This is a genomic window from Bosea beijingensis, assembly GCF_030758975.1.
Classification (GTDB): domain Bacteria; phylum Pseudomonadota; class Alphaproteobacteria; order Rhizobiales; family Beijerinckiaceae; genus Allobosea; species Allobosea beijingensis.
Map to the genome: position 1 here is coordinate 2,251,346 of NZ_CP132359.1, position 17,283 is coordinate 2,268,628.

General features: G+C 68.2%; 19 protein-coding genes. 7 read left to right on the top strand and 12 right to left on the bottom strand.

The window, feature by feature from the left end:
- Positions 1 to 3: 3 nt before the first annotated feature.
- A complete protein-coding gene (locus Q9235_RS10825; protein ID WP_306227111.1) occupies positions 4 to 816 on the bottom strand; it encodes a dienelactone hydrolase family protein in 813 nt (270 codons plus the stop codon).
- Positions 817 to 926: 110 nt separating this feature from the next.
- On the opposite strand from Q9235_RS10825, the gene Q9235_RS10830 reads away from it, so the two are divergent.
- Entirely contained in the window at positions 927 to 1,148 is a 222-nt protein-coding gene (locus Q9235_RS10830) for a DUF2093 domain-containing protein (protein ID WP_306227113.1), read from the top strand.
- A 7-nt stretch (positions 1,149 to 1,155) separates the two neighbouring features.
- Here the strand turns inward: Q9235_RS10830 and lpxK are convergent, their stop codons facing one another.
- The 5 genes from lpxK to Q9235_RS10855 form a co-directional block, all read right to left on the bottom strand.
- Positions 1,156 to 2,160 carry a tetraacyldisaccharide 4'-kinase gene (lpxK, locus tag Q9235_RS10835; protein WP_306227115.1) on the bottom strand — a complete coding sequence of 335 codons (1,005 nt, stop codon included), beginning with the start codon at positions 2,158 to 2,160 and terminating at the stop codon, positions 1,156 to 1,158.
- The gene (locus tag Q9235_RS10840; protein ID WP_306227117.1) at positions 2,160 to 3,464 is read right to left on the bottom strand and encodes a 3-deoxy-D-manno-octulosonic acid transferase; all 1,305 of its coding nucleotides are present in this window, start codon (positions 3,462 to 3,464) and stop codon (positions 2,160 to 2,162) included. The genes lpxK and Q9235_RS10840 overlap by 1 nt, the downstream gene beginning before the upstream one ends.
- Complete coding sequence (locus tag Q9235_RS10845) at positions 3,461 to 4,198, bottom strand: lysophospholipid acyltransferase family protein (RefSeq protein ID WP_306227118.1); 738 nt, start codon at positions 4,196 to 4,198, stop codon at positions 3,461 to 3,463. The genes Q9235_RS10840 and Q9235_RS10845 overlap by 4 nt, the downstream gene beginning before the upstream one ends.
- Positions 4,199 to 4,239: 41 nt before the next feature.
- Positions 4,240 to 4,482, bottom strand: coding sequence for a DUF4170 domain-containing protein (locus Q9235_RS10850; protein WP_306227120.1), 243 nt, complete (start codon positions 4,480 to 4,482; stop codon positions 4,240 to 4,242).
- Between the two features lie 89 nt (positions 4,483 to 4,571).
- The gene (locus Q9235_RS10855; RefSeq protein ID WP_306227122.1) at positions 4,572 to 5,399 is read right to left on the bottom strand and encodes a 3'(2'),5'-bisphosphate nucleotidase CysQ; all 828 of its coding nucleotides are present in this window, start codon (positions 5,397 to 5,399) and stop codon (positions 4,572 to 4,574) included.
- A 249-nt stretch (positions 5,400 to 5,648) separates the two neighbouring features.
- Here Q9235_RS10855 and Q9235_RS10860 point away from each other — a divergent pair, with 249 nt between their 5' ends.
- Complete coding sequence (locus tag Q9235_RS10860) at positions 5,649 to 6,170, top strand: DUF6101 family protein (protein WP_306227123.1); 522 nt, start codon at positions 5,649 to 5,651, stop codon at positions 6,168 to 6,170.
- Here Q9235_RS10860 and ubiA read toward each other — a convergent pair whose 3' ends face one another.
- Positions 6,171 to 7,139 carry a 4-hydroxybenzoate octaprenyltransferase gene (gene ubiA, locus Q9235_RS10865; protein WP_306227126.1) on the bottom strand — a complete coding sequence of 323 codons (969 nt, stop codon included), beginning with the start codon at positions 7,137 to 7,139 and terminating at the stop codon, positions 6,171 to 6,173. It abuts the gene before it with no gap.
- 15 nt (positions 7,140 to 7,154) lie between these two features.
- The gene (locus tag Q9235_RS10870; protein ID WP_306227127.1) at positions 7,155 to 7,622 is read right to left on the bottom strand and encodes a hypothetical protein; all 468 of its coding nucleotides are present in this window, start codon (positions 7,620 to 7,622) and stop codon (positions 7,155 to 7,157) included.
- Positions 7,623 to 7,828: 206 nt separating this feature from the next.
- Between Q9235_RS10870 and Q9235_RS10875 the strand changes: the two genes are divergently transcribed.
- The 3 genes from Q9235_RS10875 to Q9235_RS10885 all read left to right on the top strand — a co-directional run bounded on the left by Q9235_RS10875 (position 7,829) and on the right by Q9235_RS10885 (position 10,400).
- Positions 7,829 to 8,575, top strand: a complete 747-nt coding sequence (locus Q9235_RS10875) for a 16S rRNA (uracil(1498)-N(3))-methyltransferase (RefSeq protein WP_306227128.1) — start codon at positions 7,829 to 7,831, stop codon at positions 8,573 to 8,575.
- 167 nt (positions 8,576 to 8,742) lie between these two features.
- Positions 8,743 to 10,122: a glutamate--cysteine ligase gene (locus Q9235_RS10880; protein WP_306227129.1), complete on the top strand. Its 1,380-nt coding sequence runs from the start codon at positions 8,743 to 8,745 to the stop codon at positions 10,120 to 10,122.
- Positions 10,123 to 10,220: 98 nt separating this feature from the next.
- Positions 10,221 to 10,400 carry a Flp family type IVb pilin gene (locus Q9235_RS10885; RefSeq protein ID WP_306227130.1) on the top strand — a complete coding sequence of 60 codons (180 nt, stop codon included), beginning with the start codon at positions 10,221 to 10,223 and terminating at the stop codon, positions 10,398 to 10,400.
- 12 nt (positions 10,401 to 10,412) lie between these two features.
- Here the strand turns inward: Q9235_RS10885 and Q9235_RS10890 are convergent, their stop codons facing one another.
- Positions 10,413 to 11,294 (bottom strand): LysR substrate-binding domain-containing protein, encoded by an 882-nt coding sequence (locus Q9235_RS10890; RefSeq protein ID WP_047580398.1) that lies wholly within the window; start codon positions 11,292 to 11,294, stop codon positions 10,413 to 10,415.
- 179 nt (positions 11,295 to 11,473) lie between these two features.
- Between Q9235_RS10890 and Q9235_RS10895 the strand changes: the two genes are divergently transcribed.
- Positions 11,474 to 11,836, top strand: coding sequence for a DUF1127 domain-containing protein (locus Q9235_RS10895; protein WP_306227133.1), 363 nt, complete (start codon positions 11,474 to 11,476; stop codon positions 11,834 to 11,836).
- An 86-nt stretch (positions 11,837 to 11,922) separates the two neighbouring features.
- On the opposite strand, the gene Q9235_RS10900 is transcribed toward Q9235_RS10895, so the two are convergent.
- The 3 genes from Q9235_RS10900 to Q9235_RS10910 are packed head-to-tail and all read right to left on the bottom strand — an operon-like array spanning position 11,923 to position 16,112.
- Positions 11,923 to 12,810, bottom strand: a complete 888-nt coding sequence (locus Q9235_RS10900) for a DUF937 domain-containing protein (RefSeq protein ID WP_306227135.1) — start codon at positions 12,808 to 12,810, stop codon at positions 11,923 to 11,925.
- A gap of 36 nt (positions 12,811 to 12,846) precedes the next feature.
- Positions 12,847 to 14,250, bottom strand: a complete 1,404-nt coding sequence (locus tag Q9235_RS10905) for an MATE family efflux transporter (protein WP_306227137.1) — start codon at positions 14,248 to 14,250, stop codon at positions 12,847 to 12,849.
- Positions 14,247 to 16,112 (bottom strand): monovalent cation:proton antiporter-2 (CPA2) family protein, encoded by a 1,866-nt coding sequence (locus tag Q9235_RS10910; RefSeq protein WP_306227138.1) that lies wholly within the window; start codon positions 16,110 to 16,112, stop codon positions 14,247 to 14,249. The genes Q9235_RS10905 and Q9235_RS10910 overlap by 4 nt, the downstream gene beginning before the upstream one ends.
- Before the next feature lie 179 nt (positions 16,113 to 16,291).
- Here Q9235_RS10910 and ispH point away from each other — a divergent pair, with 179 nt between their 5' ends.
- Complete coding sequence (gene ispH / locus Q9235_RS10915) at positions 16,292 to 17,281, top strand: 4-hydroxy-3-methylbut-2-enyl diphosphate reductase (RefSeq protein ID WP_306227140.1); 990 nt, start codon at positions 16,292 to 16,294, stop codon at positions 17,279 to 17,281.
- Positions 17,282 to 17,283 lie beyond the last annotated feature (2 nt).

The window sequence follows — 17,283 nt, forward strand, 5'->3', positions numbered from 1 at the left end:
GGATCAAGGCGCGGTCAGGAAGGCCTTGACCCGCTTCAGCGCATCCTCGCGCGCCGCCATATTGGTGCCGACCGTGGCCTTGCCGGTGCCGCTGGCGGAATAGGCGATGTTCTCGCGCTCCTTCACCTCGAGGCGCGGATGGTCGAAATCATGCAGGGCGCCGGGATAGAGCACGAGCCCGACCTGCTCGCCTCGCGTCTGCGCGGCCTTCGCGAGATGGCTGCAGGGCGCAGCCGGCGTCCAGTCGTCGGCATCGCCCATCAGGATCAGGAGCGGGAGCCGGGCGGCGAAGCTCGGCGATTCCGACTGGCTCCGGCAGGCAGGGTAGAAGGCGGCGGCGCGCTTGAAATCGGGCTTGCCGTCGGCCGGTGCCCGCTCCTTGCGGATCGCGGTCAGCACGGTCAGGCCGCCGCTCGACCAGCCCAGCAGCGCGATCGAGTCAGGTCTGATGTTGCCGCGCTGCTGCAGCCAGGCCCGCGCGGCCATCGCATCGGCGACGCGCTCGCGGCTGGCGCGGACCGTCAGGTCCTTCACGCCGCATTGCGAGCCGAGTCCGCGGGAACCGTAACTGTCCGGCATCAGGACGGCGAGGCCGGCGGCCGCCAGTCGCTCGCCCCAATCGGCATGGCGCATCGAGAGCTGGCCTTGCTCGCGCCACAAGCCGCCGCAACCATGCAGCGCGACTACGGCCGGAAACGGCCCCGGGCCGGCCGGCAGGTAGAAGACGCCGTTCAGGGTTCCCTGGTCGGTCGTGATGGCCACGCGTTCGTAGCCGCCGGCGCGGGCAGCCGGCGCCGCGAAGAACGCAAGGCTCATCAGGCACGCCATGAGGCGCAGGAGACTGGACATCGCCGACCAGAAGGTTATCACAAACCATGGAGTATCCCGGCTTTCCGTTTCCCGATCAATGATTTGATGCAATTTTGATGAATATCAGCGAGCGCCTTCCGCCTCATGGTCCCGAGGCCGTCATCGATTACGGCCCCGGCGAGTTCCGCGTCGTCAAGCCCGGCGCCTTCGTGCGTTGCGCGGTGACCGGCGCGCCGATCCGTCTCGATGATCTCCGCTACTGGTCGATCGAGTGGCAGGAAGCTTATTCTTCGTCGGAAGCAGCGCTTCTCAGGCTGCGCCGCGCCGGCCGCGCCTGACGAAATCTCAGCTTGCCTTGTCGAGGGCGGCAAGCAGGTCACCGATCGCGGCCGGCTCCGCGAAAGCCAACGTAACCGGCACCACAACCAGCACGTCACGGGCCTTCTCGGGCCAGAGTTGCGCGAGCTTGGTCCAGTCCTTTTCTGTCGTTGCGATAAGGGCCGAGTGCTCTCGGGCGGTGGCGAGCGCAGCCGCGACATCGCTCTCCCCATAGGCGTGATGATCGCCATGGGCCTGCTCGGTCGCCACGGTCGCTCCGGCCTCGCGCAAAGTCGCGGCGAACTTTTCCGGGCGGCCGATCCCCGACAGCGCGACGACTTTCTGCCCGCGCAATCGTTCGACTGCCGCATCGGCGGGCTTGAGCGTAGCCGCCAGAACCGTTTTCTTCTGCGCTAGCGCGACGGCGACGACACGCTGCCCTGCATGTCCCTTGCCGATGACGATGATGGCATCCGCCTCGCTCATCTGCTCGGCAAGTGCAGCGCGCAGCGGACCGGCCGGCAGGCATAAGCCGTTGCCGACGCCGCTCGCACCGTCGACCACGGCCAGCTTGAGCTGCTTCACCAGAGACGGATTCTGCAATCCGTCATCCATCACGACGACGCTGGCGCCGAGCCCGCGCGCGAGCCTTGCGCCGGCCACCCGGTCGCGGGCGATGACGGTGCGGGCATGGCGGGCCATCAGCAGCGGCTCGTCGCCGACATCGACCGCACGATGCCGGTCCGGATCGACCTCGATCGGGCCCGCGAGCCGTCCGCCATAGCCGCGCATCAGCACGAAGGGCTTTTCGCCTCGTTCAGCGAGCAGGTCGGCGATCGCGATCGCCGTCGGCGTCTTGCCGGCGCCGCCGGCGATGAAATTGCCGACGCAGATCACGGGCAGGCCGGCATCGGTGCCGGGCTGGCGCATCCGTCGCAAGGTGATCCCGCCGTAGAGAGAACCGAGTGGCTGAAGCAGCCGGGCGAGCAGCGTGGGCTTGTCCCGCCACCAGAAGCGCGGGGCACGCAGCATCAGGGCGCGCTCTCGCGCTGGCCGATCGCGACCCGCATCAGCAAGGGCTCGATCGCATGCAGCGTGCGGTTCAGCGCGCCGCCGAGCTCGGTCGCGGTCTGGGCCGCGGCGCGCGCCGCCTGCCGGGCCTCGGCCGGGTTGTTCAGCCAGCGATGGACGGCGCCGGCGAGCGCCTGCGCATCGGCGACCTCGCGCGAGCCGCCATCGCGATCGAAAGCGGCGAAGATCTCGGCGTTATTGTGGACATGGGGCCCGTGCAGCAGGGCGCAGCCGAGCTTGGCCGGCTCGATCGGATTATGCCCGCCTATGCCCTCGACCAGCGAGCCGCCGAGGAAGGCGACCTGCGACAGACGGTAGAACAGGCCGAGCTCGTTGACGGTGTCGGCGACATAGAGATCGACGTCGCGCTCCGGGCTGCCGCTGGCCGCGCGGCGCGAGACAGGTACGTCGTTCGCCTCGGCCAGAGCCTCGATCTCCGGGCCGCGCTGCGGATGACGCGGCGCGATGATGGTCAGCAGCTTCGGCAGATAGGGCTTGATCGCGAGATGGGCGGCAAGCACCAGCTCGTCCTCGCCCGGATGCGTGCTCGCGGCGATCCAGACTGGGCGCCCCGTGGTCTGGCCGTCGAGGATGGCGAGCGTGTCGGCGTCGGCGGGCGGTGCCGGCACGTCGAATTTCAGGTTGCCGGCGACGCTGACGCGCGGTGCGCCGAGCTGAGCCAGCCGCTCGGCATCGCCCTGCGACTGCGCGAGGCACGCCTCGAAGCAGGAAAGCAGGAAGCGCGAGGTCTTCGGCATCTTGTACCAGCGTGCGAAGGAGCGCTCGGACATCCGGCCGTTGACCATCACCACGGGGATGTCGCGACGCTGTGCTTCCACCAGCAGGTTCGGCCAGATCTCGGATTCACAGATCAGGCAAAGCTCTGGCCGCCAGTGATCCATGAAGCGACGCATGTAGCGGGGCACGTCGAGCGGGATGTACTGGTGGATCACGCCGCCCGGCAGGCGCGCCGCCATCAGCTTGGCGGAGGTGACTGTGCCCGAGGTCACGAGCACCGCGAAGCCGCGCTTTTGCAACTTTGCGATCAGGGGCAGCAGCGTCACGGTCTCGCCGACGCTGGCGCCATGCAGCCAGATGAGCGGCTTGTTCGGTCGCTTGACGCTGGCATGGCCGCGCCGCTCGGCAAGCCGCGCGGCATCCTCCTTGCCGCGCCGCCGGCGCCAGAGCAGGAGCCCGGCCGCCGCGGGCTCCAGCAGGGAGGTCGCGTAGCGATAGCTGCGCAGGATCGCGCCCTTGCCGCTCATGCCGGCGCCCCGGCAGCAAGCTGCTTCTCGCGCAGGCCGGCGCCCGGATCGCTGCTGCCGACCAGCGCGTAACCGCGGGCATGGACATCGTCGAGGCTGGCCTGGAGCGCGAGGCGCGCGGCCTCCTGCGTCGCCTCGTCGGCGTCGCGCGCGACCAGGATCGGTTCGCCGACGACGATGGCGCAGCGCCCGAAGGGCAGGCCGATCGAGGCGCGGTCCCAACTGTTGAAATCGATGCGGCGGCTCGTCACCACGGCGACCGCCCGTATCGGCCGGCCGGAGGCGCGGGCCAATGCGATGATGCCGGGGCCGACGATACGGGCCCGTTTCGGCACGTCGGCGGTCAGCACCATGGTTTCGCCGGCCGCAAGGCGCCGGACCATGGCGAGGAAAGCGCTGGCGCCACCCTTCTCGCGGATCTTCTTGCCGAGCGCGCCCGAGCCGCGGATCGCGCCGATGCCGAGTTCGCGCAGCGCCACCGCATTGAAGCCGCCATCGCCATGGCGCGAGACCAGCGAGCAGGCCGGCATCCAGTCCGGCCGCGCGAAGGGGATCATGATGTGCTGGCCGTGCCACATCGCGAAGATCAGCGGCAGGTCCGGCCGGACATGGTCGTAGATATCGGCGGGCTCGAAGACGATCCGGTTGGTGCGCTGGACGAGGCGCAGGTAGCCGGCCAGCAGGCGGCCGAGCGTTTCCTGCGCCACGCGCGTCTTGAGGATCGAAAAACCCATGGGTCCTGTCGTCGGGTCCTGTCTTGCGAAACCGCTGTGGCTCAGGCCTTGGCGGTCTCAGGGTCGAGCAGGCGGTGGAGATGCACGATGAAGTAACGCGTCTGCGCCTGGTCGACGGTCTGCTGCGCCTTGGCCTTCCAGGCCAAGTGCGCGGTGGCATAGTTCGGGAAGACGCCGACGATGTCGAGCTTCGACAGGTCCTTGAAGGTGATGCCGTCGAGCGAGGCGAGTTCGCCGCCCAGCACGAGGTGAAGAAGCTGCTTCTGTTCCGGCTCGGTGCTCATCGAACTCTCCTGCGAGGGCTGTGGCGCCCCCATAAGCCATCCCGGCGGCCCATGCGAGCGGGCCGCGCCGGGAGCATTGAAAAAAATCGTCAGGCCGGCTGCGGCCGTCCGTCGCGCAATCGCTCGATCGCCGCTTGCAGCGGCATCGCGAGCCTGCCGTTGCTCGCCGCGAGCATGCCATGGACCGGCACCTCGCGATTATAGACGACGGGCCGGCCCTCGCCGTCGGTGAGCCGCCCGCCGGCCTCGCTCAGCACGAGATCGGCCGCGGCCAGATCCCAGTCGCGGGCATCGGGCGAGATCAGCCCGGCATCGATGGTGCCGTCGGCGATACGCGTCAGGCGCAGCGCCAGGGACGGAATCCGGCCGACGGCTTCGAAGCGCTCTGACTGCGCCAGCGCGTCGAGCATCGGCTTGGGACCGGCGATGCGGGCGCCGGTCAGGGTTTCCACGGAAGAGGCTTTGATGGTCTGGCCATTGAGCGTCGCACCGCCGCTGGCGAGTGCGCGATAGGTGGCATTGCAGGCCGGCGCATGGACGATGCCGAGGACGGGCGCGCCCTGGTCGAGCAGGGCGACGCAGACGGCCCAGTCCGGCGAGCCCTGCATGAAGGCGCGCGTGCCGTCGATCGGGTCGACGACCCAGACATAGCGATGCGAGAGCCGCTGCGCGTCGTCGACCGTCTCCTCGGAGAGCCAGGCGGCCTCCGGCAGCAGTTCCGAAAGCCGGATCCGCAGGAAGGTGTCGACGCCGATATCGGCTTCGGTGACGGGCGATCCGCCGCTCTTGGACCAGGTCCGCGCCGCGGTCGCCGCGCCCGGTCGGAACAGATCCAGGGCGATCGCGCCGGCTTCCAGGCAGCTTTCGCCGACGGCCTTCAGCAGCTCGGCCGCGATCGGTAGCGTGGTTGCGTTCATGGCTTTCCTATCGGCCGCGAAAGTCGCGGTTTCAAGCCGAAAATGCGGCTGCGGATCGAAAGATTCCGTCAAGCATCCGGGGGGAAAGCCCTCGTTTCGGGTCGGATCGGGGCGGAATCACCTTCCCTTAACCCAACCCTTTAAGCGCTCGGACACGGCTGGCCGCCATCCTCGCAGGGCAAGCACGAGAGCCCCGGCATCGACAGAGGGCTCCGTTGCAGCAGGGATTACAGAGAGGCGTTATAACCGATGGCCAGCGTCACGCCGGCCGCCGGAGAGAGCGGTTTTGTGCCCGTTCTCTCCGGCGGTCCGACAACCACAGCGATCGTTTCCCGCAACCCGATGCCGGCCCGGCCGGTCGCTCCGGCGATCGAGCGTATCGGCTCCGTGCGGATCCTGCGGGGCAATGTCAACTGGCGCGGCGTCGCGCTGCGTCTGGCCGATCCGGCCGGTGATGACGAGTGTTTCGAGCTGGCCCTGACCGCCGGCGACGGCCGCTCTATCGTCGTGGCGTCTGTCGATCAGGAGGATGCGGTCGCGCTCTGGCGTGATTTCGGCCGAACCAGCGGCTTGCCGCTCTTGCTGGAAGCAGCCGACGGCGTGGTGAGCGAGCCCTATCCGCAACTTGGCCGCGTTGCGCTCGGCGCGGTGCGCATCCGCCGCCGCCATGGCCTGCTCAACGGCCGCCGTCCGCGCTTCCTGACCCGCCGCAAGACCGGCCGCCTCGCCGAATTGCCGGTGATCGTCAGCGGCGAGCGGATGACCGACTGATCATTGGATCCAGCCCCGGCTCAGCGCATCGAGCGCGAACCCGGCGGCCAGCAGCAATCCCGCATCGCGGTTCGACCGGAAGATCCCGAGGGCTTCGGGTGCGGTCGCGCCGTTGATGCGCGTGACTTGCCGGCCGAGATGAACGGCAAAGGCGGCGAAGCCGAGCCAGGCGATGGGGCCGCCGCCGACCAGCCAGATCGCAATCCCCGTGAGCACGGCCGCCAGCGCGAAGCAGAGCGCCACGGCCTCGCGCGTATGATCGCCGAAATAGCGCGCGCTCGAGCGGATGCCGGCGATGACGTCGTCTTCCAGATCCTGCATCGCGTAGATCGTGTCGTAGCCGACGGTCCAGGCGATGGCCGCCGCATAGATCAGGTAGGCCGGCGCGTCGAGCCGGCCGAACACCGCGCTCCAGCCCATCAGTCCGCCCCATGAGAAGGCGAGGCCGAGCACGAACTGGGGCATGTTCGTGATCCGCTTCATGAACGGATAGATCGCAACGATCGCGAGCGAGGCGATGCCCAGGATGATCGTGAAGCGGTTGAACTGCAGCAGCACGACGAGCCCTGCGAGAGCCTGCGCGACCATGAATAGCGCCGCTGCCTTCGCCGTGACCTGTCCGGACGGGAGCGGGCGGCCACGGGTGCGCGCCACCTCGGCGTCGAGCTTGCGGTCGATGATGTCGTTGAAGGTGCAGCCCGCACCGCGCATCAGCACCGCGCCGATGAAGAACAGCAGGCTGTGCCAGGGATTGGGATAGGGCTGGCCGGCGGCAATGGCGGCAAGGCCCGCCGCCCACCAGCACGGCATCAGCAGGAGCCACCAGCCGATCGGACGCTCGATGCGGGCGAGCTTCAGGAAAGGCCGGGTCGCAAGCGGCGCCCGCGTATCGACCCAATGCCCCTTCAGCGCATCCGGGAGAGGCGCACCGCCCCCAGGCATCGCCCCTGAGGGTGACGGATCAGGCATGGCGCTGGGCGCCGGTCAGAGCGCGCCCTGCGGAACGCGCATCCCGCCGCCGGCGCCGCTGGTGATGGAATCGGCGCCACCGAACGGGCTGGAGCCCTGGGCCTGCTGCTGGGCGCGGCGCATCATCTGGGCCTGCTGCTTCACGGCGTTGCAGGCCTGGGCGCGGAAGCCGGCCACCTTCTTGTTGTCGGCCTGCATGCCTTCGATGAAGGTCGCGGGGATCTGGCACCAGTCCTGGTTGGCCGTGGCGAACTTGATCGCGGCATCGCCATTGCTGACGAGGCGGCCGAAGGAGCTGCAGGCTTCCTGCGGCGTCATCTTCTTCTTGGCCTTCTGGGCGGCCGAAAGCCGCGCCACGATCGACTGGCGCTCGCCGAGCAGCTTCTGGATCTGCTCGCAGCCAGAGGCCTGCGCGTTTGCGGGAGCAGCCGCCAGGAACGGGGCCACGGCAAGGCCGAGCACCGCGATAACGCCTGAAGCCATCCAACGCCGCATGGTGTCCTTACTCCGGATTGCCGGCCCGCCCGGCCGATCGTTAAATACGTCCTTAACAGCAGGCGCTGTTAACGCCAACGACTCTTGCGAGTCCATGGGTCGCCTTATGGGATGCGCCGCCTGCTACAAGGGGATTGTGGCGTTTTTCGCGTTGTTGCCACCGATATCACCGACTCCTGGAGACGCCTGCGTTCATGTCCGCTCCCGATTTCGCCCGGCACCGGCTCTTCCTCGACCAGCCTTTTTCTCCGGCGGCGATTCTCCCGCTCGAGCGCGAGCAGGCCAATTACCTGCTCAACGTCCTGCGCTTGCGGGTCGATGGTACGGTGCTCGTCTTCAACGGGCGCGACGGCGAATGGTTGGCGCGGCTCGTGCCGGAAGGGCGCAAACAGGCGAATCTCGAACTGGTCCGGCAGACGAAGCCGCAGCCGCCGGCCTCCGACCTGCACTATCTCTTCGCCCCGCTGAAGCACGCGCGGCTCGACTATATGGCGCAGAAGGCGGTCGAGATGGGGGCGGGATTGCTTCAGCCCGTCCTGACCCGGCGCACCCAGGTTTCGCGCCTGAACCTCGACCGGCTGCGCGCCAATGCCGTCGAGGCGGCCGAGCAATGCGGCATCCTGAGCCTGCCGGCGATCGAAGCGGAACGCCCTCTCGAAGCCGCGCTGGCGAACCTGGCACCAGAGCGATTGCTGGTCTTCTGCGACGAGGGCATGGCGGAGGCGAGCCCGGTCTCGGCGCTTGCCGATTGCAAGCCCGCCCCGCTCTCCGTGCTGATCGGTCCCGAGGGCGGCTTCGACGAGGCCGAGCGGAATCTGATCCGGGCGAGGCCCAACACGTTGCCGATCTCGCTCGGTCCGCGCATCCTCCGGGCGGACACCGCAGCAGTGGCGGCGCTCGCCCTTGTTCAGGCGGTTCTCGGCGACTGGCCTCGCATCTGACGCGGGGGCCAAGGCGTGCCGCCAACGCCGGTCGCCTTTGCGCGAATGCATGATCCCGGTCGTTGTCGAGCGCCCGGCGCTCGCCTATGTCTGTGCATCCTCTTCCGGCTTCCTCCGCGCGCTCAGTGCCGGGGGCCGGTCGTCCTGACTCATCTGCCGGAGCGCCCATGGCTCGCGACGTGTCCGATTCGACCCCGATCGGTTCCAAGGCCGAACTGATTGCGTGGATCGCCGCCGGCGAGAAACCGGCCTCGTCCTTCCGCATCGGCACCGAGCACGAGAAATTCCCGTTCTACCGGAGCGATCTTGCTCCCGTCCCTTACGAAGGCCGTGGCGGCGCCGGCGGCATCCGTGCCTTGCTCGAAGGCATGCAGCAGCGGCTCGGCTGGGAGCCGATCGTCGACGCCGGCCATATCATCGGCCTGGCCGGGCCGGATGGCGGCGGCGCGATCTCGCTGGAGCCGGGCGGACAGTTTGAATTGTCGGGCGCGCCCTTGGCGACATTGCACGAGACCGAGGCCGAGCTTCTGGCCCATCTCGCCGACGTCAAGGCCGTGGCTGAGCCTCACGGCATCGGCTTCGTCGCGCTCGGCGCCTCACCGCTCTGGACCCGCGCCGAGACGCCGGTGATGCCGAAGGGCCGCTACAAGATCATGGCGAACTACATGCCGAAGGTCGGCACGATGGGCCTCGACATGATGTTCCGGACCTGCACGGTCCAGGTCAATCTCGACTTCGCCAGCGAGGCGGACATGGTCCGCAAGCTCCGGGTCTCGCTGGCGCTGCAGCCGCTTTCCACCGCGCTCTTCGCCTCCTCGCCTTTCCTGGAACGCAAGCTCAACGGCTTCCAGTCGATGCGCTCCGAGATCTGGCGCGACACCGACAACGCCCGCTCCGGCATGCTCGCCTTCGCCTTCGACGACGGCATGTCCTATGAGGGCTATGTCGACTGGGCGCTCGACGTGCCCATGTACTTCGTCAAGCGCGGCGATACCTATCACGACGTCGCCGGCGCGTCCTTCCGCGACCTCCTGGCCGGCCGCCTGCCGCAATTGCCGGGCGAGAAGGCGACGATGTCCGACTGGGCCAACCACCTGTCGACGCTCTTCCCCGAGGTCCGGCTCAAGCGCTTCCTGGAGATGCGTGGCTGCGACGCCGGCCCGCCGGAGATGCTGGCCGCGATGCCGGCCTTCTGGGTCGGCTTGCTCTACGATTCCGTCTCGCTCGATGCGGCCTGGGATCTCGTCAAGGGCTGGAGCGCCGTGGAGCGGCAGGCCTTGCGCGACGCGGTTCCGGGCAAGGGGCTCGCCGCCACCATCGGCGGGCGCAAGCTCAGCGAGATCGCTGCCGAAATCGTGGCGCTGTCGCGTGCCGGCCTTGCGCGACGGGCGCTGAAGAATGGCGCCGGACAGGACGAGACCCGTTTCCTGGCGCCGCTGGATGCGATTCTGGAGCGCCGCCAGAACCTGGCGCAGGCGCTGGAGGCGCGCTACCGCGACGCCTGGCATGGCAAGGTCGAGCCCGTCATGACCGAGATGGCGCTCTGACGGCGTGACGAAACAGTGTCCGCTCGAAAATCGCGATTCGTGCGGATTGCGCGCCGGAAATTAACCGGTTGGATGGGCCTTGCCGCTAACCTAGCGGCATGGAGCGGATCAGACTGAGCTTACTGGAGCTTGTTCGGGACGAGCGCGGCACGACCGCGATCGAATACGGACTCGTCGCGGCCATCATCTCGATCACGATCATCGCTTCGGCCACGTTCTTCGGGCAGAGCGTCAGCACCATGCTGACGGCCGCAGCCACTCGCCTCAACGTATTCTGAGGCGCCTGCCTTCTATTCCGCCGCCGTCTTGAAGCTCGCGAGATTGTCGAGGCTCTGGATGATGTGCTCCGCCAGCGCATTCGACAGCACCGAGGGATCGAAGCGGGTGCGCAAGAGGCCGATCTTGCAGGACGGCAAGGTCGCGAAGCCTTCCGAGGGCCCAAGGATGCGCATGCCCGGCCTGACCGCGCTCTCCGGCAGGACCGAGATCGCGAGCCCGGCGAGGACGGCTGCGCCGACAGCGGTCGAATTCCAGCTCGCATAGAGCACCCGGAAGCGCCGCCCCTTCGATTCCAGCGCATCGACTGCCGCCTGCCGCCAGTTGCAGGTCGGCCGTCCCAGCGCGAGCGGTAGCGGGTCCTCCTCATGCACGCTATGACGCGCCGAGGTGACCCAGAGCAGCGGCTCGATGCGGATGATCTCGCCCTGGCCGCGGCTTTCGACATGGGTGATGATCGCGAGGTCGATATCGCCCGTCGCGATCCGCTCGGCCAGCATCGGCGTCGGCTCGCAGACCACCGTGACCTCGGCGCGCGGATTCGAATGGGCGAAGCGCGCCAGGATCTCCGGCAGGTAGCGATCGGCATAGTCGTCGGGCACGCCGAGGCGGATGCGGCCCTTGAGATCCGCATCGGCGAAGGACGCCACGCATTCGAGATTGAGACGCACGATCCGGCGGGCATAGTCGAGCAGGCGCTCGCCATCCTCGGTCAGCTTGGCATGGCGGCCATCGCGCCCGAACAGGGGCCTTCCAACTCGCTCCTCCAGCCGCTTCATCTGCATCGAAACGGCCGATTGCGTCTTGAAGACGATCTCTGCGGCGCGGGTGAAGGAGCCGGTATCGGCGATCGCGACGAAGGTCTTGAGCTGATCGGCATCGAGCACATGAGCCATTGGCGATCCCCATCCACCGTTCATCAATATCGGTGTTGCGAGACATCATAACCATTCGTTTGGCTGATGACCAGAGCCTCGCTAAGGTCGGGATGCACTCCAGATTTTCCCGTCAATGGCGCGTCCGGGCGGGGTGGAGAGGCTCAGATCCACGTTCCGCACCGCCAGAGGAGGCTGTCATGCTGCTCATGACCATTGCCGCGAAGTCGCTCTCGTCCGTTTCGGCCGGCGTCACGCGTGTTGCCACCATCGGGATCAGCGGAACGATTCAATTCGTGCGCGCTCTCGCTCACCGTCGCGAAGTGATGCGCCTCTCCGCCGAGCTCGACGAGCGCGGGCTCAAGGACCTCGGTCTCGTCCGTTCGGATATCGACGGAGCGCTCGCCACCTCCTGGCTGGAGGACCCGTCCGCCGTGCTGGCCGAGCGCTCGCGCGCGTCGTCGAACCTCGCCGCCGCGCGGCGGGAGCACGCCCTGCGCCATGCCGGCTCGGTGCCGATGCTGGCGAAGAAGGCCGATATTGTGGTTGCACGCTGCGCCTGACCCCTTGGCAGCAGCGTCCCTGCGGGCGGGAGCTTCGTGCTTCCGCCCTTTTTCATGTCTGCAACCGCTGAAAGGTTGAAGCCGACTCAGCGGCGCCCCTGCCCACCGCCGAGCATGGCGTCGAGGATCGATTTCAGCGCGTTCTGGTGGTCGTCCTGGATCTGGCGGCCGTGCTCGAACATCTGGTTGAGCGCGTCGAGACCGATCGAGCCCGGCCCATTGGCAGAGGACGACGGCGCAGCCTCCTCGGGCTCGGGTTCCGGCGCACGCCGCGGCGGCGCGCGGCGCGGAGCGGGGGCGGGCTCGGGTTCAGGCTGCGGTGCTGCCATGCCGCCGAACATGCCGCCGAGGATCTGGCCGAGCGCACCGCCGAACGGATCGGAGGGAGCGGCTTGCGGATTGGGCTGCGGCTGGCCGCCCTGACCGAACATGCCCTTCAGGATCGCCTCGAGCGGGTTGGCCGGCATCTGCGGCTGCTGCGGTGTCGGCTGCATGCCCGGCATCTGGCCGCGCATCATTTCGGCGAACTGGCCGAGGATGCCGCCCAACCCCTCGTTGCTGGAGGTTTTCGACAGGCCACCCATCAGCATCGCGGCGATGACCGGCAGCATCTGCTTGAGGATGGCCTGCGAAACGCCGCTGGTCGCGGCCGCCTGCGCCGCGATCGCCTGGCTGACCTCGCGCGAGCCGAAGAGCTGGCTCAGCACGTCGTTACCGGCGTTCTGGGCGCCGGCCGGAATGCCGTAGCCGCCGGCCTCGAAGAACCGGGCATAGGGCGAGGCCGTCATCATCTGGGCCAGCGAGCCGAAGGCGTAGGGGTCGCGCGTCTGCCGCTGCAGCCCCATCGAGAAGGCCGGCAGCAGGGCGTCGAGCGCAGCTTGCGTCTGCTGCATGGTCAGGCCGTATTGCTGGGCGAGGTTCGGCAGCGCCTGGCCGCTCTGGGCCGATTGCATGATATCGAACAGATTCATCATGGACGCTTCTCCCCGGCCGGCCTTTGGCGCCGTGCCTTAGGATGACGATAGCAGGGTGTCCTTGCCTGGCAAATCGGTTGCGGCGCTGCGCTGCGCGGCCTTGCGCTCCAGCCTTGTGATGCCGCGATAGGCGAAGACGAGCGCCAGCACGCCAAAGGCGACCGCGCCGAGCGCCGAGCCCGCCATCGCACCCTTCGGCCCGGCGAGATGGGCGCCGAGGATCGCGAGCGGCACGGTGCCGAGCGTGGCGCGGCCCCAACTGAACAGCGTCGACAGGAACGGCATGCCGAGATTGTTGAAGGCGGCATTGGCGACGAAGAGCATGCCGACGAAGATCCACATCGGCCCGGCGATCAGGCAGAAGAACAGCACCAGCTCCGCGGTCAGCCCCGTCGCATGGAAGGCGGAGACGAGGGCGCCGCGGAAGGTGAAAAGCAGCGCCCAGGAGACCAGCACGGAGGCGCCGGCGAAGATCGCCGCATCGGTCAGCCCCCGGCGCATCCGGTCGAAACGCCCGGCACCCCAGTTCTGGCCGAGGATCGGCCCGACCGAGCCCGACAGCGCGAAGAGCACGCCGAAGGCGACCGGCACCAGCCGGTCCATGATCGCGAGCGCCGCCACCGCCGCGTCGCCGAAGCGGGCGACGACGCTGGCGAAAACCGCATTGGCGATCGGGTTCGAGAGATTGGTCAGGATCGCCGGCCCCGCGATCGCGAAGGTCCGGGCAGCATCCTGCCGGATGAAGGACAGGCGCGGGCGGGCGATCATGTCATGCACGATCACGCAGCCGTGCAAGCCGATGGCGACGATGATGACCCGCGCCAGCACGATCGCGATGGCGGCGCCATCCGGCCCGAGGCCGAGGCCGAAGATCAGCAGCGGATCGAGCCCGGCCGTGACGATGCCGCCGCCGAGCGTCACGAACATCGCCCGCCTGGCGTCGCCGACCGCGCGCAGGATGCCGGAAAGGCCCATGCCGATCGCCATCAGGACATTCGACGGCAGCACGATGTAGAGGAAGGAAAGGGCGACGGCATGCGACTGCTCGCGTGCGCCGAGCAGGCCGAGCAGTTTCGGCAGGAACGGCAATGCCGCGAGCGAGATGACGAGGGCGACAAGCGCCGACAGCGCCATGGTCGAGGCTGCGATGCGCCGCGCTGCCGGGCGGTCGCCCGCCCCGACGCTGCGCGAGGTCAGCGCCGTCACCGCGATCATCAGCCCGACATTCACCGAGATCATCAGGTAGAGCACGATCGTCGCGAAGCCGACGCCAGCCGTCGCCTCCGGCCGCCCGAGCCAGGAGACGTAGAGCAGCGACAGAAGGTCGACGACGAAGACGGCCATCAGGCCGACCGAGCTCGTCGCGGTCATCACCGCGACATGGCGCATCAGCGGTCCTTCCAGGAAGATGGCCTGCGGCCGGGCCGAAGCCTGGCTCATCGTTCGGGCTCTCCGACGCCGCCGACGGCGACCTCCGCCCCGCCATCCTCGATGACCTGCCGCGTCTCGGGCGTGAGCGGCCTCGACTTGGCCTTGGGCGGTACGAGCGGCTCGGGCGTGACGCGCGGCACGCGGTTGATCGCGGCGGCGAGCCCTTCATGGAACTGGATCTCCATGCGCTGCGCGTCGCGGTCACGGACATGGTCGATGACCAGCTCGGCCTCGTCGCGGGTCAGGCCCAGGGTTTCGAGGGTGATGCGGCCGAATCCCAGCGCCGATTCGAAGGTCTCGCGCATCTGGAAATCGACATTCGCCTTCATCAACTCGATTGCGTGGATGCGGTCATAGGCCCGCACATGCAGCCGCACGCTCGGGAATTCGGCCTTGACCATCTCGACGATCCGGAGCGCCGCCTGCTTGTCGTCGACGCAGATGCAGATGACGCGGGCCTTGCCGGCCCCGGCCGCGCGCAGCACGTCGAGCCGCGTGCCGTCGCCGTAATAGATCTTGAAGCCGAACTGGGATGCCGAGCGAATGCGCTCGACATCCGAATCGATGACGGTCACGTCGATATGCTGGAGCAGCAGCGCCTGCGTCACGATCTGGCCGAAGCGGCCGAAGCCGATCACCATCACCGGGCTGTCGCCGGCGCCCTCATAGTCCTCGTTCATCGTCGCCGGCGTGATGCGCGCCAGCAGCACCGCGTCGATGACCTTGGCGACGACCGGGCCGAGCAGCATGCTGATCGCCGCGAGCGCGGTGACCATCGCCGATTGCTGCGCGGTGAGCAGCCCGTTGGCGAGGCCGAGCGGCAGCAGCACGAAGGCGAATTCGCCGGCAGGCGAGAGCAGGGCGCCGGCCCGGACCGCTTCGAGCCAGGACGAGCAGGACAGCCGCAGGATCGAGGTCACCACCGCGATCTTGAACAGCACCAGCAGCGGCGCGGCGAGTGCCAGCAGCATCCAGTTGTCGGCGACGAGCTTGAGGTCGAGCGACATGCCGACCGCCATGAAGAACAGGCCGAGCAGCACGCCGCGGAACGGCTCGATATCGGCTTCGAGCTCATGCCGGAAATGCGAATCGGCCAGCATCACGCCGGCGAGGAACGCGCCCATCGCCATCGAAAGCCCGACATGCTCCATCAGCAAGGCCGCGCCGAGCACGATCAGCAGTGCGGCGGCCGTCATCACGTCCTTGGCGCCGGTATGGGCGAGGATGCGGAAGAACGGGTTCATCACGTAGCGCCCGGCCACCACGATCAGCACCAGCGCGAGGAGCGCGATACCGAGGCTCGCCAGCGCCATCATAGGGCTGCCGGTTTCCTTCCCGCCCGTGGTGGCGAGCAGCGGCAGCAGCGCCAGCGCGGGCGCGATCGCCATGTCCTGGAACAGCAGGATGGAGAAGGTACGCCTGCCATAGGTCTCGTTGCCGTCGCCGCGCTCTTCCAGCAATTGCAACGCGATCGATGTCGCCGACAGGGCAAGCGCCACGCCGACCGCGACCGCGCCCGCCGCCGAAAGGCCGAAATACCAGCCGGCCAGCCCGATGCCGCCGGCGCTGAGCGCCATCTGCGCGAGGCCGGAGCCGAGAATGTCCTTGCGCATCGAGTAGAGACGCGAGGGCTGCAATTCGAGGCCGACGAGGAAGAGAAGCAGCACGACGCCGATCTCGGCCGTGCCGCGGATCGCATCGGGATCCTTGATCACGCCGAGGATCGACGGGCCGATGACGATGCCGGCCGCGAGATAGCCCAGCACAGCCGACTGGCCGAGCTTGCGGAACAGGGGCACGGCGATCACCGCTCCCGCGCAGAAGGTCAGGATCGGCGGGAGATAGCTGGCATGCGAGACGGCGTCGGCCATGCGGAACTCGGTGCTTTGGAACGGGCTTGGCGGTCCGGCGCGACGCTCTGCGTGGCGGTCCGTCGTTCTATCTAGGCCTTCGACAGCGATCCTGCGAGAGGCAATCGGTGATCAGGACGACCTGCGCTGCTTCGCTTCCTTGACATCGCCCTGATCCCGCCGAATGAAGACGCGGACCGATGGAGATCTTTTCGCGCGTGACCAAGCCGCCGCTCGACATCCTGCTTTGCGCCCCGCGCGGTTTCTGCGCTGGCGTCGTGCGCGCCATCGACGCAGTCGAGAAGGCGCTGAAGCTGCATGGCGCGCCGGTCTATGTCCGCCACGAGATCGTCCATAACAAATACGTCGTCGAATCCCTGAAGCGGAAGGGCGCGGTCTTCGTCGCCGAGCTCGACGAGGTGCCCGACGAGACGCGGCCGGTGATCTTCTCGGCCCATGGCGTCGCCAAGGCGGTGCCGGCGGCGGCGAAGGCGCGCAATCTCTTCGCCATCGATGCGACCTGTCCGCTGGTCACCAAGGTCCATCGCGAGGCCGAGGTCCATCACAAGCGGGGCCGCCATATCCTGCTGGTCGGCCATGCCGGCCATCCCGAGGTGATCGGCACGATGGGCCAGCTCCCAGAGGGCGCGATCACGCTGATCGAGACGCTGGACGACGTCGCGACGCTTCAGGCGCCGGAGGGCCAGCCGCTCGCCTATGTCACGCAGACCACGCTCTCGGTCGACGACACCCGCGGGATCGTCGAGGCCTTGCAGGCCCGTTTCCCGGAGCTGATCGCCCCGCACAAGGAAGACATCTGCTACGCCACGACCAACCGCCAGGAGGCGGTCAAGCGCGTCGCGCCGCAGGTCGACGGGCTGATCGTGGTCGGCTCGCCCAATTCCTCGAACTCCCAGCGCTTGCGCGAGGTCGCCGAGCGCGCCGGTTGCCCGGTGGCACGGCTCGTCCTGCGCACCGACGAGATCGACTGGTCCGTCTTCGGCAATATCCGCAGCCTCGGCATCACGGCCGGCGCCAGTGCGCCCGAGGTGCTGGTCGAGGAGATCATCGACGCCTTCGCCGCGCGCTACGATGTCCGCGTCGAAACCGTCTCGACCGCCGACGAGAACGTCTTCTTCCCGCTGCCGCGCGAATTGCGCGGCGAGGCGGCGCCGGACGCGGCCGAATAATT